General features: G+C 63.4%; 19 protein-coding genes, 1 tRNA gene and 1 pseudogene. 15 read left to right on the plus strand and 6 right to left on the minus strand.

Annotation, left to right across the window (positions count from 1 at the left end; all coding sequences use genetic code 11):
* Positions 1-7: 7 nt before the first annotated feature.
* The 4 genes from CN933_RS06125 to CN933_RS06140 all read right to left on the minus strand — a co-directional run bounded on the left by CN933_RS06125 (position 8) and on the right by CN933_RS06140 (position 11571).
* A complete protein-coding gene (locus tag CN933_RS06125) occupies positions 8-1624 on the minus strand; it encodes an LTA synthase family protein (RefSeq protein WP_018094161.1) in 1617 nt (538 codons plus the stop codon).
* 183 nt (positions 1625-1807) lie between these two features.
* The gene (locus CN933_RS06130; protein WP_018094162.1) at positions 1808-2611 is read right to left on the minus strand and encodes an SDR family oxidoreductase; all 804 of its coding nucleotides are present in this window, start codon (positions 2609-2611) and stop codon (positions 1808-1810) included.
* 39 nt (positions 2612-2650) lie between these two features.
* Positions 2651-4066 carry an aminotransferase class I/II-fold pyridoxal phosphate-dependent enzyme gene (locus tag CN933_RS06135; protein ID WP_102761358.1) on the minus strand — a complete coding sequence of 472 codons (1416 nt, stop codon included), beginning with the start codon at positions 4064-4066 and terminating at the stop codon, positions 2651-2653.
* The gene (locus CN933_RS06140; RefSeq protein ID WP_102761359.1) at positions 4063-11571 is read right to left on the minus strand and encodes a type I polyketide synthase; all 7509 of its coding nucleotides are present in this window, start codon (positions 11569-11571) and stop codon (positions 4063-4065) included. Before CN933_RS06140 ends, CN933_RS06135 begins: the two co-directional genes overlap by 4 nt.
* A 403-nt stretch (positions 11572-11974) precedes the next feature.
* On the opposite strand from CN933_RS06140, the gene CN933_RS06145 reads away from it, so the two are divergent.
* The 4 genes from CN933_RS06145 to CN933_RS06165 all read left to right on the plus strand — a co-directional run bounded on the left by CN933_RS06145 (position 11975) and on the right by CN933_RS06165 (position 15929).
* Entirely contained in the window at positions 11975-13162 is a 1188-nt protein-coding gene (locus CN933_RS06145) for a polysaccharide biosynthesis/export family protein (RefSeq protein WP_018094165.1), read from the plus strand.
* 400 nt (positions 13163-13562) lie between these two features.
* Positions 13563-14162, plus strand: coding sequence for a bifunctional nicotinamidase/pyrazinamidase (gene pncA, locus CN933_RS06155; protein WP_018094166.1), 600 nt, complete (start codon positions 13563-13565; stop codon positions 14160-14162).
* 116 nt (positions 14163-14278) lie between these two features.
* Positions 14279-15583 (plus strand): nicotinate phosphoribosyltransferase, encoded by a 1305-nt coding sequence (gene pncB, locus CN933_RS06160; protein ID WP_018094167.1) that lies wholly within the window; start codon positions 14279-14281, stop codon positions 15581-15583.
* A 133-nt stretch (positions 15584-15716) separates the two neighbouring features.
* Positions 15717-15929: a hypothetical protein gene (locus CN933_RS06165; RefSeq protein WP_004435886.1), complete on the plus strand. Its 213-nt coding sequence runs from the start codon at positions 15717-15719 to the stop codon at positions 15927-15929.
* 44 nt (positions 15930-15973) lie between these two features.
* On the opposite strand, the gene CN933_RS06170 is transcribed toward CN933_RS06165, so the two are convergent.
* Positions 15974-16120: a hypothetical protein gene (locus tag CN933_RS06170; protein WP_013843957.1), complete on the minus strand. Its 147-nt coding sequence runs from the start codon at positions 16118-16120 to the stop codon at positions 15974-15976.
* A gap of 334 nt (positions 16121-16454) precedes the next feature.
* Between CN933_RS06170 and CN933_RS06175 the strand changes: the two genes are divergently transcribed.
* From CN933_RS06175 to CN933_RS06200, 6 genes and pseudogenes are all read left to right on the plus strand, one after another.
* Positions 16455-16832: a hypothetical protein gene (locus tag CN933_RS06175; RefSeq protein WP_018094168.1), complete on the plus strand. Its 378-nt coding sequence runs from the start codon at positions 16455-16457 to the stop codon at positions 16830-16832.
* A gap of 94 nt (positions 16833-16926) precedes the next feature.
* Positions 16927-17154 carry a hypothetical protein gene (locus CN933_RS06180; RefSeq protein ID WP_026168529.1) on the plus strand — a complete coding sequence of 76 codons (228 nt, stop codon included), beginning with the start codon at positions 16927-16929 and terminating at the stop codon, positions 17152-17154.
* Entirely contained in the window at positions 17151-18599 is a 1449-nt protein-coding gene (locus CN933_RS06185) for a TolC family protein (protein ID WP_102761361.1), read from the plus strand. Before CN933_RS06180 ends, CN933_RS06185 begins: the two co-directional genes overlap by 4 nt.
* 14 nt (positions 18600-18613) lie before the next feature.
* Positions 18614-19963 carry a multicopper oxidase family protein gene (locus CN933_RS06190; protein ID WP_026168530.1) on the plus strand — a complete coding sequence of 450 codons (1350 nt, stop codon included), beginning with the start codon at positions 18614-18616 and terminating at the stop codon, positions 19961-19963.
* 27 nt (positions 19964-19990) lie between these two features.
* Positions 19991-20125, plus strand: a pseudogene (locus tag CN933_RS06195) (cupredoxin domain-containing protein); the annotation flags it as partial.
* 21 nt (positions 20126-20146) lie between these two features.
* The gene (locus CN933_RS06200) at positions 20147-20431 is read left to right on the plus strand and encodes a copper-binding protein (protein WP_018094173.1); all 285 of its coding nucleotides are present in this window, start codon (positions 20147-20149) and stop codon (positions 20429-20431) included.
* A 97-nt stretch (positions 20432-20528) separates the two neighbouring features.
* On the opposite strand, the gene CN933_RS06205 is transcribed toward CN933_RS06200, so the two are convergent.
* Positions 20529-20603, minus strand: a tRNA-Thr gene (locus tag CN933_RS06205).
* A 261-nt stretch (positions 20604-20864) separates the two neighbouring features.
* Between CN933_RS06205 and CN933_RS06210 the strand changes: the two genes are divergently transcribed.
* The 5 genes from CN933_RS06210 to CN933_RS06230 all read left to right on the plus strand — a co-directional run bounded on the left by CN933_RS06210 (position 20865) and on the right by CN933_RS06230 (position 24979).
* Positions 20865-21080, plus strand: a complete 216-nt coding sequence (locus CN933_RS06210; protein WP_018094174.1) for a hypothetical protein — start codon at positions 20865-20867, stop codon at positions 21078-21080.
* Between the two features lie 170 nt (positions 21081-21250).
* Positions 21251-22543, plus strand: coding sequence for a UDP-N-acetylglucosamine 1-carboxyvinyltransferase (gene murA, locus CN933_RS06215; RefSeq protein WP_018094175.1), 1293 nt, complete (start codon positions 21251-21253; stop codon positions 22541-22543).
* A 153-nt stretch (positions 22544-22696) separates the two neighbouring features.
* Entirely contained in the window at positions 22697-23137 is a 441-nt protein-coding gene (locus tag CN933_RS06220; RefSeq protein ID WP_018094176.1) for a DUF2948 family protein, read from the plus strand.
* 64 nt (positions 23138-23201) lie between these two features.
* Positions 23202-24506, plus strand: a complete 1305-nt coding sequence (gene hisD, locus CN933_RS06225) for a histidinol dehydrogenase (protein ID WP_018094177.1) — start codon at positions 23202-23204, stop codon at positions 24504-24506.
* Positions 24503-24979 carry a UPF0262 family protein gene (locus CN933_RS06230; protein ID WP_018094178.1) on the plus strand — a complete coding sequence of 159 codons (477 nt, stop codon included), beginning with the start codon at positions 24503-24505 and terminating at the stop codon, positions 24977-24979. Before hisD ends, CN933_RS06230 begins: the two co-directional genes overlap by 4 nt.
* Positions 24980-24986: the final 7 nt, after the last annotated feature.

The raw sequence follows: 24986 nt of genomic DNA on the forward strand, positions 1-24986 counted from the left end.
GACGCTGCTATTGCAGCGCGTCCTTGTGCAGATTGGCGTGCTTCAGCATGGAGCCGAGCAGGTTCCAGGGATCCTCGTCCTTCGCTCGCTTCGGGCTGTGGGCCGCAGTGCGCGCCTTGGCGAGCGGCACGATGAAATAATCCGTGCGGGGATCGGGGAAGGGATCCGCGAAGGATTTCAGAAGGGGCGCGTGGTCGCCGTAAAAGACGAACCAGACCGGCCGGTCGAGCTTGTTGAGGCCGTCGATCAGCTGCTTCAACGCAGCGTCAGACTGCTCGAGGATCGCCAGGTAGATATCGACGGGATTGGTGAGCGTGCCGACACGCCCCGGTTCCCAGGGCCCGTGATTGGCCATCGAGGCGACGAAGAAAAAGCCGCTCTCCTCTTCCGGCAGCTTCTCGACTTCGGCGAGCACGCGGGCTGCCAGCGTGGCGTCCGAGACATAAAGCCCGTCGCGCTCCGGTTTATGGTCGAAGGCATCGAGCATGGTAAGCTTCTCAAATCCGAGGAGGGGCATCGCCTTGTGCCGCAGGAAGAACGTCCGGTCATAGGGATGAATGAAATGCGTGCGCCAGCCGGCGCGCTTGAGCTTTCCGGGCCAGACGACATCGGCATAGTGCGCGGCACGGAGATAGGGATAGCTGGCATCGACGTGGATGTCGTCGGGCACGAGGCCGCTCAGGACGGCAAATTCGGTGCGCAGCGTGTAGCCGCCCTCGAAGACATTGCTCAAACGCCCCCATTGCACCGCCTGCTTGCGCAACCGGTCGACCGTCGGAAGTTTGATCGAATCGACACCGAAATGCCGCATGTCGATGAAGGACTCCGACTGCCATACGACGATCAGCGGGGCCTCCTCGTGGCCGATGAGGTCGTGTACCGCGGCGCGCAGTATTTCCGACAATTCAGCGACGATCTTGTCGCGCTTGACGCCGAGCCAGATGATGAAATGGAAGACGACGGAAGCGAAGGTACCGAAACGCACCGTGTTCATCTTGACGTTGATCGCCTTCACCAGTCTTTGCACGAGAGCGGCCGTCGGGCGGTTCACCGGCCCGTAAAACAACAGGCCCCAGGGTCCGGCGGCGATCCCCACCATCATCAGAACCCAGAAGAGCCTGCTTCTTTCGGGCAGGATCGTCGGCTCGAAATACATGTAAAGCGCCGATACGCCGAACACGTAAAGGAAGGCGACGATCCAGAAGACGACGTTCAGCGAGCTCGCATAGAAGATCGTCTTGTACTTGAAGACATCCGCGACCAGGGCAATATCGGAAAAGACCAGCGGCTCGCGGATGAACTTGAACTTCGCGCGGGAAATGCCGGTGAAAATGATGAAGAAGCTCATCGTGCCGGCGGCGGCATAGAGGGGCCGCCACGAGATCGCGAAGAAGCCGGCAAAGACGAGCGCGATGACCGGCAGCCGGGCGAGACGGTCGATCCTGTCCTGATAGCGCCCGTATTTCGGTGCATTCTTCCTGCGTTCGCGCGCCGGAAGGGCGAACCGGTCGGTATAGAAGATCACCGCGCAGGACAGCAGGTAGCACCCGAGGGTCAAGGCTATCGGGTAGTCGTGCAGGTGGAAGGGAATGAGCGCCAAGCCGATACCTTTGAGCCATTTCACCGTCGCCGCCTCGGCAGAAGGCTTCTCCCGACACTTAGAGCATTTCAATGTTTCATGGAAACACTGAAATGCTCTAACCATTTGATCCAACGCTCTTCCGGACGGAAAACCGTTACACACTTTTCCTGGAAGTGCTCTAAAGCCTAATATTGGCTGGCACAAGCATGGCCGGGGGCGCCGCCGTCACAGTCCACTGTTGCGCGCGATCGCCCGATCGAACCACCAATTGAGGAAAGGCCTGACCGCCGGCCCGAAGCGGCCGAGAAGATATAAGATCGCGCCGAAATAAATCTCGAATCGCCGCCGGTCGATCCCGTCGACGATCTTTCGCGCAACCGCCTCGGCCGTCCATGGGCGGACGGTTCCCATGATCAGGCTGGCCTCCTGCGGCCGGGCGGCAAGCTCCCTCGTGAATTGCGGCGTCACGGTATCGGGTGGAAAGCAGATCGATATGCCGACGTTGTGGACGCGTGCTTCGCTGCGCAATGCCTGGGCGAAGCCGCCGAGGGCGAACTTCGAGGCGCAGTAGGCCGTATAGCCGTAGATTCCGATCAGGCCGGCGCCCGAAGAGACCATCAGAATATGGCCGCTGCGCCGCTCCTTCATGTCCGGATAAACGGCGCGCACGGCATGCACCGTGCCCGAAAAGTTCGTTTCCATCTGTCGCTGGAAGGCCGCGCCCTGCATCGCCTCGAAGGACGCCGGTTCGACGACGCCTGCCGAGGTCACGAGAACGTCGCAGGGTCCGAACGTCTCCACACAGCGCAAGATCGCGGCCTCGATCTCCTCTCCTTTGGAGACGTCGGCGGCCTCGATGCGGACCGCTTCGGCTTCGAGGCCGTGTTCGGCCACCAGCTTCTGTGCTGCCTGTTCCAGAAGGTCGCGCGAGCGTGCGACAAGAGAGAGCCTCGCTCCCCGGGCCGCGTAGATCGAGGCGACCGCGAGGCCTATTCCGCTCGAGCCGCCGGTGATGATCACATGTGTCATGGACGCACCCGTTGGCCGCCCGCTTGCGGCGGCTCGTGGTCAGCGCGCCGAGAGCGCACTCAGCATCTTCTCGATATCGACGCCGCCGAGCCCGAAATTGCGGTCGGTAAGATCCTTCAGGCGTTCGGCCGTCAATGTGACGGTGCGGCGGATCTGTTCCTCCGTGTGGTCGCAGGTGATGAAGAAGCGCAAGCGCGCCTGTCCTTCCGGCACCGCCGGGTGGATGATCGGCAGCACGTTGACGCCTGCGGCGAGCAGGTCGTTCGAAAGCTGGACGGCGCGCAGCGAATCGCCGACGATCACGGGCACGACCGAAAAGCCGCCGCTCAGCCCCGTGTCGAGGCCGGCCTCCTTGGCCAGCTTCAGGAAAAGGCTGCCGTTGCGTCTCACCGCCGCCGTGCGTTCCGGTTCGCTTGCCAGCACGTCGAAGCTGGCGACCGCGGATGCGGCAAGCACGGGCGCGAGGCCCACGCTATAGACGAAGCCGCCGGCAGATGCCTTCAGGACGGCCGCCAAAGCGGCGCTTCCTGCTATGTAGCCGCCGCAGCTCGACGTGGTCTTCGACAATGTTCCCATCCAGATGTCGACTTCGTGCGGATCGGCCCCGAAATGTTCGGCGAGGCCCCTGCCGTGCCGGCCGAGGACTCCCAGCGAATGCGCCTCGTCGACCATCAGCCAGAAGCCGTATTCGGCCCTGAGCTTCAGAAGCGCCGGCAGATTGGCGACGTCGCCGTCCATCGAGTAGATGCCCTCGACGATGACCAGGATGCGCCGGTAGTCACCGGCGACGGTGCGCAGCACATGTTCGAGATCCGCGGTGTCGTTGTGCTTGAAGAAGCGGCGTGCCGCGCCTGAAAGCTTGATCCCGGCGAGCGCGCTGTTGTGGATGAACTCGTCGTGGATGACGAGGTCCTTCGGCCCCATCAGGCAGCTGATTGCGGCGACATTGGTCAGGTAGCCGCTTACGAAACAGACGGCGGCATCGACGCCGTAGAATTGCGCGATCTTTTCTTCGAGCTCCACATGCTGCGGCCGTTCGCCGGCGACGAGGCGGCTTGCCGACGCGGAAATCCCGAAGCCGGCGATCGTCTCGCGCGCACGCTCGAGGACGTGAGCATGCCGGTTGAGCCCGAGATAGTCGTAGGAGGCGAAGTTGATCAGCTTGCGGCCATCGATCATCGTCGTCGCACCGGCCGCCGTCTGATGCGGCCGGTAGAACGGGTTGGCGATGCCGAGTTGCTCGCTGGCGATCTTCTGGGTAAGGACCTGCTTATATTCGGGCAGATCCTCGAAACGCGCCTGCTGGCGACGCGGAGCCGGCGGCAGCTCCCGCTCCGAGCGCGCCATCCGGTTGCGCTCGGACGATTGATGCGTGTTCCGCATCCTGTCCAGCAGACTCTCCTTGAGCGTGCTGTTCATCTTCGGGAAAGTCTGGTCGTTTCCGTCGCTGCTCATTGGCTCAGTGCTTTTTCCTTGTCCGCTCCGACATGGCGTTGCGCAAGTTCGGTCACGAGCTTGTCGTCCCCGGCCTCGTTCTCGTTGCCCTGATCGCGCTTGCTTACCTTTTCATGAAGCTTGCGTGCAATGTCACCGACAGTGGTATTATCCGCGACGCCGCTCAAAGGCATGTCGAAGCCGGTGTTCTGCTGGAAACTCATGCCGAGTTCAACGGCCATGAGGCTGTCGAGACCGATCTCCTTCAATATTTTTCCGCGAGTGACCGTATCCTTCGACACGCGGAGGATGGCGGCGATCTCGCTCGCAACCAGATCGAAGAGGATGTCCTCGGCCTCCTGAGGCGATTTGCCCTCGATCATCGCGACGAGGTCCATCTTCGTGCCTTCGGCGCCTGTGGCATGCTGATCGGCGCTGCGCAGGATCACCTCGAAGAGCGCGTTGCGAGCGACCGGCAGATTCCGCGCAGCTGTCCAGTCGATCTCGGAGATCATCACGACGGCCGCGTCGACCGTGCCCGGATCCGCGGCGATGTGGTTCTCCACCATGTCGAGCGCCACCTGGGCCTTCAACGCCGTTTTGCCGATACGCTTGGCGAGCAGGTCGTTGACGTCGGCGTTCTGCGTCAGGTAACCGGCATCGGCAATCGCGCCGAAGCCGACCGCGAGCCCTGCCAGGCCCTCCTGGCGCCGTGCGCGGGCGAGGCCTTCGAGATAGCCGTTGGCGGCGACATAGTTCGCCTGGCCGGGATTGCCGACCAGCGTCGTCGCCGAGGAGAACAGGATGAAGTTGTCGAGCCTGTCACCACGGGTTAGGCGATCGAGGATCGCCGCGCCCTTGGCTTTCGTGTCGATGACAGGCCGGTTGCGTTCGCGGCTCAGATTGCTGATCAGCGCATCGTCGAGCACCATCGCCGCGTGAACGACGGAGCGAAGTGGTGCTTCCGAACGAAGCGTCGCCAGAAGCGTCTCCACGGCCGCGGCATCCGTGATGTCGCAAGCATGGACCGAAGCCGCAACGCCGCCATTTTGCCAGCGCTCGATCATCGCGTGCGTTTCCGCGTCCGCCTGTCCCCGGCGGGAGCAAAGCGCAATCCGGCGGGCGCCTTTCTCGACGAGCCAATTGGCGGCGACGAGGCCGAAGCCGCCGATGCCGCCGACGACGAGATGGACGCCGTCCGGGTCGACCTTCATACCCCTTAGAGCCTTCGCGGTCACCTCGTGCCGGCCGGCAACAGGCGGTAGCACCACGATCTTGCCGATATGCCCGGCATTCTGCATCAGCCGGAAGGCATTGCCGATTTCATCGTAGTCGAAGGCGCGATAGGGAAGCGGCGTGAGCTTGCCTTCCTCGAAGAGCGCTCCGATCTCCATGAAGATGCGCCTGGTCAGATCCGGCGCATTCACCAGCAGCTGATCGGCGTCGATGCCGAAATAGCTGACATTGCGGCGAAACGGCCTGAGCCCGATCTTGCTGTCGGCGTAATAGTCGCGTTTGCCGAGCTCCAGGAACCGGCCGAAGGGTTTCACCAGCGAGAGGCTCTGCTCCATCGCCTCGGCGAAAAGCGAGTTGAGCACGAGGTCGACGCCTTCCCCGCGGGTGACCGAACGGACATCGTCGACGAAGCCGAGCGAACGCGAATCGAAGACATGATCGGCGCCGAGCATCGTCAGGAAGCGCCGCTTTTCGCGCGTTCCCGCCGTGGCGATGACCTTGGCGCCCTTGAGCTTTGCGACCTGGAGCGCGGCGAGGCCGACGCCGCCGGCAGCACCGTGGATCAAAATCGTCTCTCCAGCCTGAATGCGGCCGAGTTCGACAATGGCGTAATAGGCGGTAAGGAAGGCGACCGGCAAGGTGGCCGCGGCCACCGGGCTCATCGCTCGGGGCAGCTTGGCAATGCCTGCGCGCGCGACGACCGCATGGGTCGAGAAGGCGGCGGAGGCGATCGCCATCACCGCATCGCCGACTGCGAGATCGTCAATCCCTTCGCCGACGGCGACCACGTGGCCGGATAGTTCCATGCCGATCGTCGCCCCGGCAAAGCCGTCTTCCAACGCCTCTTCCGGCAACAGGCCCATGGCCCACATCACGTCGCGGAAATTCAAGCCGGTTGCCGCGACGGCGACGACCACCTCGCCGGGTCCCGGCTCCGGTACGCTCGCCTCTTCCCAGGCGATGCTTGCAACCTGCGAACTGACGCGCTGGCGAATGGTCGCGGCCGCAAATGCGCTGGTTTTCCCGTCGGCCTTGTTCGTTGCGCCGGGTACGGCCCGAAGCTCCGAAAGCAGGCCCGTCTTCTGGTCCAGCAGCCATTCCCGGTTCTGTCCCGAAACCGTCAGCAGGGAAAGCGCTGCGGCAAGCATATCCTTGCGGGCGACGTCGGCAGCGCCGGCAACATCGAGCGCATGAATGTCGATGAACTCATATTCGTTCTGAAGGACGCGGGCGAAGGCCCACAATCCGGAATTCAGCCCGGAGCTTGCCGAGGCTGACAGGGGAGCGCCGCCCGGGGCCACGAGCACGAGGCGCGGCCGGTCGTCGCCTTCCGGCTCGACGCCGGCGAGATGCTGTTTCAATGCCTCGGCAAAGGCGCTGAGCGCCAATACGCGCGTCTGCAACAGGTCCGAACCGTCGCCGCCGGCGCGCTCCGCCTCAGACGTGAAAACCGCGCGCAACGGTCTGTCGCCCATGGCTTCTAGGGCTGCGCGGAGCGTCGCCATGTCTGCGGCAAGGTCGCCTGTCACCCGGACGGGAATGGCACTTCTTCCACCGGGCGCGACCGGTTTCGGGGCAGTGGCAGTCTCGATCAGCAGATAGGGTGTCGCGGCTTCGCCCGGCTCGGCGCCTGAGCCTGCCGCCGCCGTGCCCCGTGCCTCGATCAGGATGGTGTTCCCATGCGGGCATTCGCGATCCGTCACGACCACGTCGCCGAGGTCGAGATCTGCGAGACACTTCTGCCAATGGGGTACGGCAGCGATCCTGCCGATCGGGAATTCTGCCGTCTGGCTGCGCTCGAACCATCCGCCCGAGAGACCCAAGGCGAAATCGGCGAAGATCGACGGCGCGCTTACGGCCGCGACGAGCCCGCTTCCGGTGAGCATCGAGCGAAGGGCCGTGCGCACCCCGCTCTCCTCTTCGATCAGCTGGTAGAGATTGTCCGAAGCGCTGACTGCGAGGTCGAACGGACCGATATCTGCGAATTCGCTCTTCTTCAGAACGCGCACATGCGCATCCTCCTCGAAGGCGATTTCCAGACCCCGTTGTGCATTGTCGCGCGGCTCGAAAATGGAAAGTACCGCACCGTTGCGCGCCGCGAGATCGGCCAGCCGGCGGCTGAAGCCGGCAGAGACGCTGCCGAGTTCGACGAGCCGCAGCCGGGCGCCTGCCGGTTGCGCCGAGAGAACGCGTTCGACCGTGTGAAGCACCTGGTCCATGCGCGACCGGCTCGCCACGGAATGCACGGCCTGATGGTCGAGCGTCGCTTCGCTGACGAAACCGGCATTGAACGAAGCCGCGTCGTCACCTGCAGGTAGGGGAGCAAGCAGCGCGTCGAGACGGCTGAGCGCTTCCGCATAGGCGTTGTTGACGAGCACCGCTTCGACCGCACGGTCGGGGCGGTCGCCATAGAGCTCGCCAAGGATCTCCGGCACGGTCGGAAGCGTGAATTCCCGTGCGACCTTCCAGTTGCCGTTCTGATGTTCGCAAAGACCGGCATCCTCCAGCGTCAGGAGGCAGCTCGTCAGGAAGCACTGGAAAGCGAAGTCCCCGGGCAGCGCGTCGGCTCGCACTGTGGCGGTCCCCTTGCCGAGCTTCAGGGCAATTTCCTGGCAGGCGCGATAGATGGCCGCGTTGAAGAGCAGGGTCGCGTTGTCGACGCCATCGCCGTCTATCGGCTCGGCCAGCGTCGCAGGCATGGCCGTCGCAACTTTCGTGCCGGGCACGGCCGCGTTGGACAGAACTGCCTCATAATGGAAGGACAGGCCTTCAAGCGTCTTGTGCTTGCGCAGATAGGTACGGCGGAAGCGGCAATCCTCGAAATGTGCGATCGCGACGCCGGTCTCGTCGAAGAAATGGAACCGTGCCTTGATCGAGTTGGCGCTGACCCGCTCGATCTCGATCGTCGCGCGAGTGATCGCCCGGCCGGCATTGACCACGCGTACGGAGCCGAAACGGACAGGAATATAGGGGGCGCCGCCCCTGTCGCCGGTGAAACGGTCGAAGAGTGCGACCAGGCCGTGGAAGGTCGCGTCGACCGAGATCGGATGAAGGGCGTAGGTGACGTGGGGGTGCCCCGACGCCTGAGGATGCTTCAACTCGACGTCGATGAGCCGGTCGCCATAGGCCACGGCTTTGGAGAGAAGCTGGAAGTGCGGGCCGTAGTCCAGCCCGAACTGCTTCGCCGTTTCATAGGCCTTGGCCGCCGTCACGGTCGCCGTCTTCGCCAGGCCTTTGGTGGACGGACAGCCGTTGCTCGTCGTCGGCAAGGGTTTGCGGCTTCGCGCGACGGCATGCACCGTCCAGTCGTCCTCCGAGAGACGCTCGCGCGACCGGATCTCGATGTCGCCGGTTTCCGGCGACAGGATGGTCGAGAGTTCCATGATGCGGTTGTCGCTCAGTTCGAGCGGGCGGACGATCTCCAGATTGGTGATCTCGACTTCGTCGCTGCCGTGAAATTGCTGTGCGGCGGAAACGGCGATTTCGATGAAACCGCTGCCCGGGAGGATCGCCTTGCCGTCGACCACGTGTTCGGCGAGATCGGGAAAGAGATGCGCGTCGACGTGGTTTTTCCAGCTTCCCGCATTGGGGTCGCCGCGCCAGCCGTTGAGGCGATAGGGCTTTGCGGAGCGTCCGAAGAGATCCGTCGCATCGGTCGTGACTGCCGGTCGCAGCTCTACCGGCTCGAAAGGCAGCGCGGGCAGTTCGATGAATGCGTCCCGCTTGCCATAGACACGCGACCGGTCGACGGCGGCACCGTGGGCGACGGCGCGCGCCATCGATGCCGAGATCGGATCGTGGCCGTTCTCGCCGGCATCGCGCAGCAATGTCGCCACCACCGAAGCCGGCACCGCCGCCTGCTTGATCGTCTCCTTGACGTAAGATCCGAGGATGGGACGCGGCGAGATCTCGATGAACAGCGTGCAGCCGAGATCGAGCGCGGCCTCGGCAGCGGCCTGGAAACGCACCGGCTCGCGAACGTTCTTCCACCAGTAGTCGGGATCGAGCGCAGTCCCGTCGAGCGCGGCACCCGTGACGGTCGACAGATAGGCCAGCTCCGTCCGGCGGGGGGCGATATCAGGGATGTCGGCGAGAAACGCCTCTTTCGCCCGATCGATGATCGGATGATGGAACGGATAATTGATGTCGAGGATCTGAACCGGGATTTTAGCCTTGCGCGCAGCGTCGCGGAACGCCGAAATCTCGTTCGCCGGGCCGGAAATCGTCACCGAATTGTGAGCGTTGATGGCTGCGACGCAGACATCGTCGAGCCCGCGCTCCGCCGCGAAGGCCTTGGCTGCCTGCTCGCCCAGCATAACGGCAGCCATCGTGCCCTGGCCGGCCAGAAGGTCCTGGTGCAGCGATCGTTTGGCGACGATCGACACGGCGTCGACGAGGGACAGCGCCCCTGCCGCATAAGCGGCAGCGATTTCGCCGACCGAATGACCGAAGACGGCGGTCGGCTTGATGCCCATGGCCACGAGCGAGTCGGAGAGCGCGGCCTGTATCGCGAAAAGCAGCGGCTGGGCCACCTTCGTGTCCGCGAGCTTCCTGTCGAGTCCAGGGTCGGTCAGGAGATCGGTGAGAACGATATCCGAATGGAACCTGAAAAGGGCGCTGACCGAGGTGAACGACTGACGGAAGTGCAGATTCTCGCGGAACGCCTCGACACCCATGCCGGCCCATTGCGAGCCGTTGCCGGAGAAGACGAAGGCGACCTTTGCTTCCTTCGCTGACGCTTCGCCCGTCTCTCCGATATCGGAGCCGGGCTTTTCCAGGTGGTTGGCAATCGCCCGGACGATATCTTCGGGATGATCGCTGCGTGCCGCGAACCGATGGCGCATATGCGTCCGGTTGGCGCCGGAGGCGGCGACGATCGCGCGCGTCTCTTCCTTCGTCGCGCCCGCAAAGGCGGCCTTATAGTCTCTGAGCAGGTTTTCGAGGCTCGACGCGGTATGGGCGCTTGCGAGAAACACGTGGCCCGCCGGAGAGGTCGCAGTCTTTTCCGCCTGTGCCGGATCCGGATCGCTGATGACGACATGGGCGTTGGCGCCGCCGAAGCCGAAGGAATTGATGCCGGCGAGCCGCGCCCGCTTGCCCTTCAGCAGCTCGATCGGATTGGCCGTCACGCGGACATTGAGTCCGTCGAAGTCGATCTGTTCGTTCGGCGTCTCGAAATGCAGCGAGGCCGGCAGATAATTGTTCTCCAGAGCCAGAACCGCTTTCAGCATCCCGAACAGGCCTGAGGCCGGCTCGGTATGGCCGATATTGGACTTTATCGAGCCGATCGGCACCGGAGCCCGGCGCTTCGCGCCGATGACCGTGCCGATGGACCATACCTCAGCCGGGTCGCCGACCTTCGTGCCGGTACCGTGGCCTTCTACGAAGGCGACCTGGTTGGCGTCGATGCCGTTGCCTTCGTAGATCATCCTCAGCAGATTGGCCTGCGCCTCGCGCGAGGGCAGCGAGATGCCGTTGGTGCGGCCGGCCGAATTGACGCCGGTGGCGACGATCCGCGCATAGCTCCGGTCGCGCTCGCGTTGCGCCCGGTCCGTGCGGCGCAGGACGAAGACGACGCCGCCCTCGGCGCGCACATAGCCGGCGCCGTCGTTGTCATAGGCGCGGCAGAGCCCTTCGGGCGAGAGCATGCGCGCCTGGGCGAAGCCGACGAAGGGAAGCGGGTGGGCGAGGATATTGACGCCGCCGACGATGGCCGTGTCGATCTCTCCGGCGTTCAGCGCCCGCATCGCCTGATCGAGGGCCACGAGCGAAGAGGAACAGGCCGTGTCGACGGTCATGCTCGGACCGCTCAGGCCGAAGACGTGGGAAATACGGTTGGAGACGATCGACAGCGTGTTGCCCGTCATGAAATAGGGGCCGGCGGCAGCCGGATCGTCGACCGTGAGATTGGCGTGATCGAGGCTGGAGGCCCCGACATAGACGCCGACGTTTTCACCGTGCAGCGAGGCGACGGAAATATTGGCGTCCTCGAGCGCACGCCAGGCGAGCTGCAACAGAACCCGCTGCTGAGGGTCCATATACATGGCCTCGCGCTGCGACATCCCGAAAACGGCGGAATCGAAATCGTAGATCTGGTCGAGGACGCCGGCGGCAAACGAATAGGTCTTGCCGGGCGTGCCCATGACCGGATGCCAGAATCGCGCAAGGTCCCAGCGGTCCGAAGGGACGCGGGTCACGGTGCACTTGCCCTGACGAAGGATTTTGAACAGCGCCTGCGGAGATTTCGCTCCCGGGGCAAGGCATGCACGCCCTATGATTTCAACCGTCATGTAAGATCGAACGCTCTGAACTGCCGTTAAAATTGTCTTAGCCCATTGCAAGGTCAAACGTAAATTGCAATCGGCGACATTCCTGCTCTGTGGGTATCCCCGGGTTTATCCCCTGCGCTGTATTAGTGAGCTTTTAACTCATAGTGCCTAGCTTTCAACCCCGAAGGGCTAGATATACGTCTCCTGCGATCCGTCCAATACAATTACCGCGACGGTTCGTAACCAAGATCGAGGCGGTATGGCCGGAAGAGCGCAGTCGCGATTATTTTGCCGGCTGTCGCGGCGAGGTGGCTTGTTGTGGGACGGCCTTTGTGCTTTTCAGAGACCGGCGGATTCCCTGCCGGGAAAATGCGGCGCAGATATCTGTATGGAATCATTGCTGCGCCGAACACGGAGTGTCGTAGTGAAACGAGTGACTGCCCTTCTGCTTTGTACCGCGCTTGCGGGATGCCAGGCCGTGCCGGGCGAGGGCCCTCTGACAACCGATATCGTTTCGGATGCCGGCCAGTCCGGCTCGGAGATCGGCAGGAGGAACGCGACGGTATTTGATATTGTAGATGTCGATGGCCAGTCGGCGCGGCTCGTTTCCGAATATGTTTCCACAACCCTCAGCCGCCGCTTCGGCATTGGCGGCGGCGTCGGTCAGGTGGTCATCGGCATTGGCGACCAGTTGAAGGTGACGATCTTCGAGGCGGGCAGCGACGGGCTGTTTTCCACAACTGAATCGAAGCAGACGAGCATCGATCTCGTCGTCCAGCCCGATGGCAAGGCGGCAATTCCTTATGTCGGATCGGTCCGTTTTGCCGGCCTGACGCTCGAGCAGGCGCGCCAGGCGATCCTCGATGCCTTGAAACAGAAGGCCGTCGAGCCGGATGTGATCGTGACGTCGACGTCGACGGCGTCGCGCATCGTCACGGTCTCCGGCGCCGTCGGCCGTCCTTCGGTCGTGCCTCTCAATCTCGTCAGCGAGACGATCAACGAGGTCATCGCGAAGGCGGGCGGCCCATCGGCGCAGCCCTACGAGACCTATGTGACCCTGGTGCGCGGCAAGAAGACCGGCACGGTCCTGCTGAAATCGATCATCGAGAGCCCGTCGGAAAACATTCACGTAAAGCCGGGCGACCAGATCTTCGTGACGCGCGATCCGCGGACCTTCACCGTGCTCGGCCAGGTCCGCGCAAATCAGCGCGTCGAATTCGGCGCCAACGATCTCAACCTGCTCGAGGCCGTGGCGCTCGCGGGCGGCGGCTCGGACCGGACGGTGGATGCCAAGGGTTACTTCGTCTTCCGCTACGAGGAGCCGGACATCGTCATGAGCCTGCTTGGACAGGAGCGGTTTCACAAGCTGTTGAGCAAGGGCATGAAGGCCGACCGCGTCGGGCGCTATCCGGTCGTCTACCGGTTCGATATGACGAAACCGGACAGCCTCATCGTCGGTCAGACCTTCCCGGTCAAGAATCGCGACGTCATCTATGCCTCGCGCCATCCTTCTGTCGACATCACGAAATTCCTCGATTTCGTCGCAAGGCCGATCGGTATCGTCAATTCCGGCGTGAACGTCGCCGACAATCTCAGCGATTTGAACAACTGACCTTGGGGCGCGCGACACCGGGCGTTGGCCGGTGTCGACGCGCCTGCCGCTGAACGCTTTCGGCCGGCATGCATTAAGATCTTATAATCAATCACCTTTATAAGGTTCACCCGTTCGCCGCGAGATTCACGTCACGAGCGCCGAACGTGCTTGCCGCGGTGCGCGTTCTATGGTTGATCTGGTTTAGAGCGGGATGAGGAAAGGTGTATGCGATCTTCCGCCCGCATCCCGCTCTAACTTGGAGCGGGATGAGGAAAAGTGTATGCGGTTTTCCGCCCGCATCCCGCTCTAACTTATTAGAATCGATCACGTTCATCACTTAGGTCGATCCGACCTGAACCATCGTGATCCAGATCGATTTGTTGATGGCCGATGCGGCTCGGCCGGATTGCGAGAGGCAATGCCTGACGACGCCCTGATCGTTATCGACTTGCAGAACGACTTCTGCCCCGGCGGTGCTCTCGCGGTCGAGGGCGGCGATGAGATCGTGCCTGCCGTCAATCGCCTCATCGACGCGTCGCCGCATGTCGTCCTGACCCAGGACTGGCACCCGGCCGACCATTCGAGTTTCGCCTCGACGCATCCGGGCAAGGCTCCGTTTCAGACCGTGGCGATGCCTTATGGAGAGCAGACGCTCTGGCCCGAGCATTGCGTCCAGGGGAGCCTCGGTGCCGATTTTCATCCGTCCCTGCGATGGACCTCGGCGGAACTGGTCATACGCAAGGGCTTCCGCCGCGAGATCGACAGTTATTCCGCCTTTTTCGAAAACGACCACCGGACCCCGACCGGACTTGCCGGTTACCTTCGCGAGCGCGGCATAAAGAGCGTGACGCTTTGCGGCCTGGCTACCGATTTCTGCGTTGGCTTCTCGGCACTCGATGCGGTCGCTCAGGGCTTTTCGACGTCGGTGGTGCTCGGTGCCTGCCGCGGCATCGATCTGAACGGCTCTCTCGCGGCCATGACCCTGCGCATGCGCGATGCCGGCGTCCGGCTGATCTAGGCGCCCCGGGACGGGGAAGCACGGCATCGGCCGCATCCCCGCCCGGACTTAGGATATCGACCACGATCGCCTCGCCACAGAGCGGGTCATGACGGTCCAAGAGGAGCGTATTGCAGATGCCAAAGACCGATATCGCGCGACGGGTCTATAACCATACCTGGAAGCTCGATCCGATCGTCCGCAGCCTGCTGGATACGGATTTCTACAAGCTTTTGATGCTGCAGATGATCTGGCAGCTCTATCCGGGCGTGGACGCGACCTTTTCGCTGATCAACCGCACGAAGACGGTACGCCTTGCCGACGAGATCGACGAGCAGGAACTGCGCGACCAGCTCGACCACGCGCGCGGCCTGCGCTTCACCAAGAAAGAAATGATATGGCTCGCGGGTAACAGCTTCTATGGCCGCACGCAGATCTTCTCGCCGGAATTTCTGGCCTGGCTCGCAAAATTCCGCCTTCCGGAATACGAGTTGTCGCGTCGTGACGGCCAGTTCGAACTGACGTTCCGTGGCCGCTGGGCCGAGACGACGATGTGGGAAATCCCCGCGCTCGCGATCATCAACGAGTTGCGCTCGCGCGCGGCGATGAAAGGGCTCGGCCCGTTCACGCTGGACGTCCTCTATGCCCGCGCCAAGGCCAAGATGTGGTCGAAGGTCGAGCAGCTGCGCGAGCATCCGAACCTGCGCATCTCCGACTTCGGCACGCGCCGGCGGCACAGCTTCCTATGGCAGCGCTGGTGTGTCGAGGCGCTCAAGGAAGGCATCGGCCCGTCCTTCACGGGATCCAGTAACGTGCTGCTGGCAATGGACAACGATCTGGAGGCGGTCGGCACCAATGCGCACGAGCTGCCGATGGTGGCCGCGGCGCTTGCCCGCAACGACCGCGAGCTTGCGGCCGCGCCCTACAAGGTTCTGCAGGACTGGAACCAGCTCTATGGCGGCAACCTCCTGATCGTGCTCCCGGACGCGTTCGGGACGGCCGCGTTTCTCAGGGATGCGCCCGACTGGGTGGCGGACTGGACCGGCTTCCGGCCGGACAGCGCCCCGCCCATCGAGGGAGGCGAGAAGATCATCGCCTGGTGGAAGAAGATGGGCCGAGACCCACGGGAGAAGCTCCTGATCTTCTCCGACGGCCTCGACGTCGACACGATCATCAAGACCTACTGCCACTTCGAAGGGCGCGTGCGCATGAGCTTCGGCTGGGGAACCAACCTCACAAATGATTTCGCCGGCTGCGCTCCGACCGAAATCAAGGGCCTCAACCCGATCTCCATCGTATGCAAGGTCAGTGAGGCCAATGGCCGCCCGGCCGTCAAGCTCTCGGACAACCCGCGCAAGGCGACGGGAGATCCGGCCGAAGTCTCGCGCTATCTGAAATTCTTCGGCAGCGAGGATTTCGTGGAGCAATCCGTACGGGTGTGACGCGGGAAGAAGCCGGCGTCTGCGGCTTCCAATCCCTCAATCATATGACTTATTGCGGTACCTCACTATTTCCTTGAATTTCCCCCCGATTGCCCCATGATGAGGTCGTTGAGGTACACCTTGGGAGGGGTTCGTGCGTCAGGCCTATTCTCCGGATGACGTGGACGTCATGCGCGGAGCGCTCGATATCTGGTGCGCTCTGCACAATGTCGGCAGGGATGGTGTGGAGGCCAACAGGGCCGCCAAGCGCATTCTCGACCTGATGGACACGAAGAAGTGTTCCTGCGACGAACTTCTGGCTCAGCTGGGAGATTTCGGCCCGGAGCAACGTCGCCGCGTTTCATGACGCATGTCCCCAGGCGATCTTTGCGCCTGACAAGGCGGCCGCTTTCATCGTGGTATCGATGAGGTGATTTCGTGCGACACGGCGGCATTCGCCTCCGGGCGATAGCTGGACAGCGCAAAATGCAGGATGCCGCTGACTGTGATGGACAGCGCGAGAACCGCGACAGTGACGCCGAGACCCGATTTGATCATGTCCACCTTCTCCGACCGTTGCTTGGTTGCACGTGCGAAAGACCGCGGAATAGAGTTATTCCTGTGGCGCCGGTCGGACTGTTCCCCGAGGAACGGAGAATATGGTTAACAATCTCCTGACCGTGGCGGGCATGCCACGCCACCTGAGGCTTTCAATTGCTTCTCTTCCCTGAAATTTTTCCGATTGACCTTGCCATCGTTGTAAGCCCTAGAACTTGAAAATCGGGTTGCAGCGGCGAAGTTCGCCCGTTGTGGCCGCGCCACACTCGATGCGCCTTGCGCGTCAACGTGAGCTGAAGATTGAAAATTTTGGGCCCGATGATAGGCATTGAACATGGGCATGCTTCGAATCACGACGCAGAAGCTTTTGATTCTGTTCCGCCTGGTGATTTTCGTGTCACTGGCGGCATATGCATTGCCGAGTTCCTCCGCAGCCATGCACGGCGACTGGTCCCAGTCTGAAATCGCGCAGCCGGGCGATCATTCCGATATGGCGAGCGGCGCGCATTCGCACGGCGATCAGGACTCCTCTGCCGCAGGCGACGAAAAGCCCGCGAAGCAGCAATGCTGTAAAGACGTTTGTGCCGGCATGGCGATTCTGGCGGCGACCGACACTATTGGCAGACCCCGCATATCCCCCGTCCGGGAATTCGTCGACGAGGCCGGGACCACGGGCGCATTGCCGCTGCTGCACCGCCCCCCAAGCGCCTGAATAGGATGCGCCCGTCCGCTTGACGGGTCGAACGCGTGTTCGCGAGCAAGCCTTGCTCTCGAGCGCTGCCGCAATCTCCTATTCGGATAAATCCATGAAACATCTGCTTTTCGTGGCCGTCCTGCCGCTTTTTGCGAGCGGTTGCGCCGCCACCTTGCCTCCCGATGTGATCGCCTCGGGCGAACTCCCGGCCAGCGATACGGGCGTGCGGCCCGCTGCCTATTCGGGTGTGGTCTCGGCTTACACCAACCGGAATCCGGTCGATCCCAAGCCGTGGCGCCAGCTGAACGACGCGCAAGCCCCAAAGGGGGGCGCGTCATGACCATAGTAAAGATGAAGCTGGCGGCGACGCTCTCACTGCCGCTGGTGTTCGGCGGCTGCGTTACGGCTGGCGAGTACGCAGTCAAGAATGCCGGATTTTCCCTCGTCGCGGCGACAACGGCCGAAGCGGCCGGCAAGCAGACCGTGTGGGTGCAGAACCAGGAACAGGCTCGATCCGTCTCCAAGCGGGTGAAGGCGCTGATGGCGAAGAAGTCGATCGACGTCGAGACGGCAGTCCAGGTCGCGCTGCTCAACAACAAGGGGCTGCAGGCGGCCTATGCCGATCTCGGCGATTCGGCGTCCGACGCCTGGCAGGCGACGATGCTCGTCAACCCGACCGTGGGTGTCGGGCTGACGGGCATCGGCACGCCGGGGCTTATGGCATTCCGGACGGTCGAGGGCGCGATCGTCTCCAATATTCTTGCGCTCGTCACGCGCGACAGGAATATCGCGCTCGCCGACACCGAGTTCCGGAAGGCGCAGCTGGATGCCGCTTCGCGCACCTTGCAGCTTGCTTCCGAGACGCGGCGCGCCTGGATCAATGCCGTAGCGGCTTTGGAAACGGTGGGCCAGCTCAACCGGGCGCAGGCGGCGGCCGACGCAGCGTCCGCGCTTGCCGAAAAGCTCGGCGAGAGCGGGGCCATGACAAAGGGGGCGCAGGCCCGCGAGCATGTCTTCTACGCCGAACTGGCGGGAGAGGGGGCCAAGGCGCGGCTCCAGGCGCGTCTGGCCAAGGAGGAACTGACGCGGCTGATGGGCCTCTGGGGTTCGGACGTCAAGTTCCAGGTGCCGAACCGGCTGGCTTCCCTGCCGAAGGGTCGGATGAAGCGCGACCAGGTCGAGGCGGAAGCTCTGCGGCGGCGGGTCGATCTCCAGATTGCGAAGCTCGACCTGGAGGCGACGGCCAGATCCTACAATCTGACCGAGGCCACCCGCTACGTCACCGACCTCAACCTCCTCGCCGGCTTTGAGACCGAGCGGGCAAAGGAGGACGGCGACATCTCGTCGGAGACGACGGGCCGGGCCGATCTCCAATTCGTCATTCCCATCTTCGACAGCGGCAAAGCGCGCATGCGCAAGGCCGAGCTCGCCTATATGCGGGCGGCGAACCTTCTTGCCGAGAAGGCCGTCAATGTCCGCTCGGAAGCACGCTCGGCCTATCAGGCCTACCGCGCCAACTACGACATCGCCCGGCACTACCGCAGCAGCGTCGTGCCGCTGCGCACCGAAATCGAGGAACAGTCACTCCTCACCTACAACGGGATGATCACCAGCCCCTTCGAACTGCTCGCCCACAGCCGCGAGAAGGTCAATGCGATCCTGCTCGCGATCGATGCCAAGCGCGACTTCTGGCTGGCCGAGGCGGATCTGGCTCCGGCGATCTACGGCGGGGGCGCGGCTTCCCGCGAAACCGAGGTCGCGGCGGCCGCCGAAAACGGCGAATGAGAAAGGCACGCAAAATGTTCAACAGACGACAGTTACTCGGCGCGAGCGCCGCACTGGTATCCACCGCCGCCTGGGCGAAAACGTCGAATATGGGCCTGCCGGAGGCGGCATTCATGGAGACGGCGGATACGCAAGGCCCCGTCCGGCCTTCCTCCGGGCCCGACTACAACCCGGTGGTGACCATCAACGGCTGGACCGCACCCCACCGGATGAACAGCGGCGTCAAGGAGTTCCATCTCGTCGCCGAGCCGGTAGAGCGCGAAATGGCGGAGGGCATGACCGCCTATCTCTGGGGCTATAACGGCCAGTCGCCGGGTCCGACGATCGAGGCGGTCGAAGGCGATCGGGTCCGCATCTTCGTCACCAACAAGCTGCCGGAGCCGACGACGATCCACTGGCACGGCATGATCCTGCCATCCGGCATGGACGGCGTCGGCGGGCTGTCGCAGCCGCACATCCCGCCCGGCAAGACTTTCGTCTACGAGTTCGATCTCGTGAAGTCGGGCACCTTCATGTACCACCCGCATTCCGACGAGATGGTGCAGATGGCCATGGGGATGATGGGCTTCTTCGTGATCCACCCCAAGGACCCGAAATTCATGCCGGTCGACCGGGATTTCGTGTTCCTGCTCAACGCCTACGACATCGAGCCGGGCTCCTACGTGCCGCGTGTCATGGAAATGACCGACTTCAATATGTGGTGCTGGAACAGCCGCATCTTCCCGGGCATCAGCCCGCTGGTCGTTTCCAGGAACGACCGCGTGCGCGTGCGGGTCGGCAATCTCACCATGACCAACCACCCGATCCACATGCACGGCTACGACTTCGAGGTCACATGTACCGACGGCGGCTGGGTCCGACCGGAGGCGCGCTGGCCGGAGGTCAGCATCGACATTCCGGTCGGCGCCATGCGCGCCTACGAATTCGACGCCAAATACGCGGGCGATTGGGCGATCCACTGCCACAAGTCGCACCACACGATGAACGCCATGGGACACGACATCCCGACCTTCATCGGCGTCGACAAGAAGGAGGTCGCGGAAAAGATCCGGAAGCTCCACCCGGAATACATGCCGATGGGTACGGCCGGCATGTCCGACATGGGCAAGATGGAAATGGAGCTTCCCGAAAACACCATACCCATGATGACCGGCTGGGGTCCGCACGGGCCGATCGAGATGGGCGGCATGTTCTCCGTCGTCAAGGTGCGCGAGGGCATCTCGGCGGACGATTACTCCGATCCCGGCTGGTACGAAAACCCGCCCGGAACGCAGGCCTGGGAATGGACGGGCGGGCTTCCGGACTGGACCAGGGCCGATGACGCAAAGACCCGGATCACGCCGAAGCACTCCAAACACGGATGATGGCGCATGACGATCTTCAACCAACCGATCCGTCTCGCCCCCGGAAGGTCGGGCGAGATCGTCTGGAAATTCACCAATGCCGGCGCTTTCAAGATCGCGTGCCTGGTGCCGGGTCACTACGACGCGGGCATGCACCGCGACGTGACTGCCGCACGGAAATAAATCCTCAGGAAAGGGTCTCACATGAAAACGACTGTCAAGTTCACGCTCGCCTTCGCCCTCGCTCTCGGCACGGCCTACGGCGCCATCGCCGGCGACTTCACCAAAGGTACCGTCAAGAAGGTCGATGCCAAAGCGAAGAAGGTCACGCTGAAGCATGAGGACCTGAAGGCTCTCGAGATGCCTGCCATGACGATGGTCTTCAGGGTCAAGGACGAAGCCCTGCTGTCGAAGCTGAAGGAAGGCGACCAGATCGAATTCGTTGCCGAACGCGTCGACGGCAAGCTGACCGTCACCGAGGTGAAGTAGCTCCGATGGGGACGCGGCGGGATGCCGCTGCGTTCCCATCCCGGCTTCGCCGGCTAGCCTTAAAGCTCAAAAAAAGAGTGTTTTCCGGGGGAAATGATGGTGCTGCTAGAGAGATTTGAACTCTCGGCCTCTCCCTTACCAAGGGAGTGCTCTACCCCTGAGCTATAGCAGCATCCGGCGGCGCTTCGTGACAAGCCGCATCAGGCGAGGGGCCTATTGCCATAGCTTGAGGGAGAGCGCAAGCCGCATTTCGAAGTTTTTGGGCGGGCTGCGCCGGGAAGGTGGCGGGCTCACGCGGTCCTGGGCGCTCAAGCTCTTCCATTGCGGCCTGTTGCGGCACGGACCGGCTCGGAAGCAGCTTCGCGGTTTTCCCCGATTTCGCTCTCCTCCGGCCGGCTTGCCGCTTCCGAAGGTCCTGGTTTTGCGGTAATGGATGGCCATGCAGAGCGACGATAACAATAAGCATGTGCCGGGGCGGGCAAAGGGCGCAGGGCATTCGAGCGAGGCCGAGGCGAGGCGGCTGCGTCTGGCGAAGAACCTGCGCGACAATCTCCAGCGGCGCAAGCAGCAGATGCGTGCGCGCCGGGCGGGTGCTGCGGACGAGACATCCGGACTGCCTGCCGCAAAAACGGACGAATCGGAAGATTAGGTCCTGCAACCGGCGGCAGGCGGGGCCGTCCGGGTCCACGCTTTCCCTGCACCCCCGCCTTTCAAGGCACTTCTAATTTCACCGCATCTCCACTAAAGAGACGCCCTTCAACAATGCCGGATCGGCATCGATTTTCCAGAAAGGCGGGCAGCGCCCGTTCGAGAGGTCTCATGGATCGCATCAGGATTGTAGGCGGAAACGAACTCCACGGGGTGATCCCCATCTCCGGCGCGAAGAACGCCGCCTTGCCGCTGATGATCGCGTCGCTCCTGACCGACGACACGCTGACGCTCGAAAACGTCCCGCATCTGGCCGATGTCGAGCAATTGATCCGCATCCTGGGCAATCATGGTGCCGACATTTCCGTCAATGGCCGGCGCGAGCGCCAGGGCGAGAGCTATGCCCGCACGGTTCATTTCACCAGCCGCAACATCGTTTCGACGACGGCGCCTTATGAACTCGTCTCGAAAATGCGCGCGAGCTTCTGGGTCATCGGGCCGCTGCTGGCCCGCGAAGGCAAGGCGCGGGTGTCTCTGCCGGGCGGCTGCGCCATCGGAACGCGTCCGGTCGATCTCTTCATCGAGGGGCTGGCAGCACTTGGCGCCAATATCGAGATCGATGGCGGCTACGTCAACGCCACCGCACCGGCAGGCGGGCTCATCGGTGCGCGCTACGTGTTCCCGAAGGTTTCCGTCGGCGCGACGCATGTGCTGATGATGGCGGCAACGCTGGCCAACGGCACGACCGTGCTCGGCAATGCCGCACGCGAGCCCGAAGTCGTCGACCTTGCCAAATGCCTGAACGCCATGGGCGCGAAGATTAGCGGGCAGGGGACGAGCACCGTCACCATCGAGGGCGTGCGCTCGCTCTCGGGCGCCCGTCACCGCGTGCTGCCCGATCGCATCGAGACGGGAACCTATGCCATGGCCGTCGCCATGGCGGGCGGCGACGTCATTCTCGAGGACACCGAGGCGAGCCTCCTGGACACGGCGCTCGAGGCGATCCGTCGCGCCGGCGCCGAGATCAGCGAGACGAACAACGGCATCCGCATCGTCCGCAACGGCGCCGGCATCAAGCCGGTCGACATCGTCACCGATCCGTTCCCCGGCTTCCCCACCGACCTCCAGGCGCAGTTCATGGGACTGATGACCCGGTCGAGCGGCGTTTCCCACATTACCGAGACGATCTTCGAAAACCGTTTCATGCATGTGCAGGAGCTGGCGCGGCTCGGCGCCAAGATCTCGCTCTCCGGCCAGACGGCCAAGGTCGAGGGCGTGTCGCGGCTGAAGGGTGCACCGGTGATGGCGACGGATCTCAGGGCCTCAGTTTCGCTCGTCATCGCGGGCCTGGCGGCCGAGGGCGAGACCATGGTCTCGCGCGTTTACCATCTCGACCGCGGCTTCGAGCGCCTCGAAGAGAAGCTCACGCGCTGCGGCGCCCATGTCGAGCGCGTCAGCGACTGATCCGGCTCGGCGCGTCCGATCAGGTGCGCAAAGCCGCTGTGGCGCTTTCGGTCACTTCCCGCGCTCGAGCCGTTGCGGTTTCGGGCGCAACGTCCTATGTCCTTGACGATCACCCGCTAAAATGCGGGGCATAAAACGGACGGGATGAATCGCATGGATGCTTTGAAACTGCTGGCACTCGACGAGGAAGACCTTGGCGTCGTCTCCGCCCATGTGCAGGACGCAGTCTTCAAGGTCGCGGGCATCGCCTACGACGCCCGGCGCCGGCAGTTCACCCTGGTGGTCAACCGCTTCGCCTGGGAAAAGGCGGAGGGCAAGCGCCGCGGCTTCGAGCGGCGCCGTGCCGTCCTTCTGTTCAAATGCGTCAGTGCCGTGCGGTCGCTCGGCTTCGATCGCACCGACATGGAAGCGGTGCTCGACCTTCTCGCCCTGCGCTTCGACGTCAAGGGGGAGGGGCCGGAAGGCACGATCGAACTCGTGCTCGCGGGCGAGGCGTCGATCGCGCTCGATGTGGAGTGCATCGAGGTGCAGCTTGCCGATACCGGCGGCGCCTGGGAGACGGCGTTCAAGCCGCGCCACCCCGAGGGCGCCTGAGGACGCCGGTTTGAGAACTCCCGCTTGAGCGTCCCCGCCGGCAACCACCAAAAGGATCATCGCATTGGCAATCAGGCTGAACTATCTCGATACGAGCTTCGAGCGCGATTTCGCCGCGTTCCTCACGACGAAACGGGAAGTTTCCGAAGACGTCAACGCCGTCGTGCGCACCATCATCGACGATGTCCGCGCCCGCGGAGATGCGGCGCTCGCCGATTATTCCACGCGTTTTGACGGGATCGACTTCACGGTCACGGGCATGGCGGTGACGTCGGCGGAAATAGATGCGGCGATCCACGCGGTTGCTCCGGAAGTGCTCGGTGCTTTGAAAGTCGCGGCGACCCGCATCGAGGCGCATCACCGGCGGCAATTGCCGAAGGACGACATTTACGAAGACCAGATGGGCGTCGGCCTCGGTTCGCGCTGGACGCCGATCGACGCAGTCGGTCTCTATGTGCCCGGCGGCACGGCGAGCTATCCGAGCTCGGTTCTGATGAACGCTCTGCCGGCCAAGGTCGCAGGCGTGCCGCGCATCGTCATGGTCGTGCCGGCCAGCGGCGGGGCGATCAACCCGGCGGTGCTCGCAGCCGCCCGCCTTGCCGGTGTGGAGGAGATCTACCGCATTGGCGGCGCGCAGGCCGTGGCCGCGCTCGCCTACGGCACCGAGACGATCGAACCGGTTGCGAAGATCGTCGGCCCTGGGAATGCCTATGTTGCGGCCGCCAAGCGGCAGGTTTTCGGCACGGTCGGCATCGACATGATCGCCGGGCCGTCGGAAGTGCTGGTGATCGCGGACCGCGACAACGATCCGGATTGGATCGCCGCGGACCTGCTCGCCCAGGCCGAGCACGACGCCGGCGCGCAGGCGATCCTGATCACCGACGATGCGGCCTTCGGCGATGCGGTCGAAAAGGCGGTGGAGCGTCAGTTGAAGACGCTGCCGCGCGCCGACACGGCGGCAGCCAGCTGGCGCGATTTCGGCGCCGTGATCCTGGTTCCGGATTTCGACAAGGCCGTGCCGCTCGCCAACCGCATCGCCCCGGAGCATCTCGAACTGGCGACGGCCGATCCGGACGCGATGGTTCCCGCGATCCGCAATGCCGGTGCGATCTTCATCGGCAGGCATACGCCCGAAGTCATCGGCGACTATGTGGGCGGTTCCAACCACGTGCTGCCGACGGCGCGTTCGGCGCGGTTCTCCTCGGGCCTCGGCGTGCTCGACTATGTGAAGCGAACCTCGATCCTGCGGCTCGGCCCGGATCAGTTACGCATTCTCGGGCCCGCCGCGATCGCGCTGGCAAGATCGGAAGGCCTCGAGGCCCATGCCCGATCGGTTGCCATCCGCCTCAACCTCGGGGAAGAGGGATGAAGGCCGATCGCAACCTGCGGCTCTGCGATGTCGTGCTGGACGAGACGATCGGCCGCTCGACGCCGGATGTGGAGCATGAGCGCGCGGTTGCGATCTTCGACCTGCTCGAAGACAACCTGTTCGAACCCGTCGGGCATTCCGGCGGCCCCTATCGGCTCAACCTGTCGCTGGTCGACGCGAAGCTGGTCTTCCGGATTTCGACGGATGGCGGTACCGAGGTCGCCACCCACATCCTCTCGCTCACGCCCTTTCGCCGTATCGTGAAGGACTACTTCATGATCTGCGAAAGCTATTACCAGGCGATCCGGTCGGCGACGCCGAGCCAGATCGAGGCGATCGACATGGGGCGGCGCGGCATCCACAACGAGGGTTCTCAGACTCTGATGGACCGGCTGTCGGGCAAGATCAGGCTGGATTTCGATACGGCGCGCCGGCTCTTCACGCTCGTCTGCGTGCTGTACTGGCGCGGCTGACGGGGAG

This window comes from Sinorhizobium sp. M4_45 (assembly GCF_002885915.1).
In the GTDB taxonomy this organism is placed as follows: Bacteria; Pseudomonadota; Alphaproteobacteria; order Rhizobiales; family Rhizobiaceae; genus Sinorhizobium; species Sinorhizobium meliloti_A.

Excerpts from the sequence above, each read along its gene's own strand:
- CN933_RS06135 (WP_102761358.1), bottom strand. The coding sequence starts at position 4,066 with ATGAGCAGCGACGGAAACGACCAGACTTTCCCGAAGATGAACAGCACG.
- CN933_RS06140 (WP_102761359.1), bottom strand. The coding sequence starts at position 11,571 with ATGACGGTTGAAATCATAGGGCGTGCATGCCTTGCCCCGGGAGCGAAA.
- CN933_RS06190 (WP_026168530.1), top strand. The coding sequence starts at position 18,614 with ATGTTCAACAGACGACAGTTACTCGGCGCGAGCGCCGCACTGGTATCC.
- pncB (WP_018094167.1), top strand. The coding sequence starts at position 14,279 with ATGCCAAAGACCGATATCGCGCGACGGGTCTATAACCATACCTGGAAG.
- CN933_RS06130 (WP_018094162.1), bottom strand. The coding sequence starts at position 2,611 with ATGACACATGTGATCATCACCGGCGGCTCGAGCGGAATAGGCCTCGCG.
- CN933_RS06185 (WP_102761361.1), top strand. The coding sequence starts at position 17,151 with ATGACCATAGTAAAGATGAAGCTGGCGGCGACGCTCTCACTGCCGCTG.
- CN933_RS06180 (WP_026168529.1), top strand. The coding sequence starts at position 16,927 with ATGAAACATCTGCTTTTCGTGGCCGTCCTGCCGCTTTTTGCGAGCGGT.
- pncA (WP_018094166.1), top strand. The coding sequence starts at position 13,563 with ATGCCTGACGACGCCCTGATCGTTATCGACTTGCAGAACGACTTCTGC.
- CN933_RS06230 (WP_018094178.1), top strand. The coding sequence starts at position 24,503 with ATGAAGGCCGATCGCAACCTGCGGCTCTGCGATGTCGTGCTGGACGAG.
- CN933_RS06170 (WP_013843957.1), bottom strand. The coding sequence starts at position 16,120 with ATGATCAAATCGGGTCTCGGCGTCACTGTCGCGGTTCTCGCGCTGTCC.
- murA (WP_018094175.1), top strand. The coding sequence starts at position 21,251 with ATGGATCGCATCAGGATTGTAGGCGGAAACGAACTCCACGGGGTGATC.
- CN933_RS06210 (WP_018094174.1), top strand. The coding sequence starts at position 20,865 with ATGGCCATGCAGAGCGACGATAACAATAAGCATGTGCCGGGGCGGGCA.
- CN933_RS06175 (WP_018094168.1), top strand. The coding sequence starts at position 16,455 with ATGGGCATGCTTCGAATCACGACGCAGAAGCTTTTGATTCTGTTCCGC.
- CN933_RS06220 (WP_018094176.1), top strand. The coding sequence starts at position 22,697 with ATGGATGCTTTGAAACTGCTGGCACTCGACGAGGAAGACCTTGGCGTC.
- CN933_RS06200 (WP_018094173.1), top strand. The coding sequence starts at position 20,147 with ATGAAAACGACTGTCAAGTTCACGCTCGCCTTCGCCCTCGCTCTCGGC.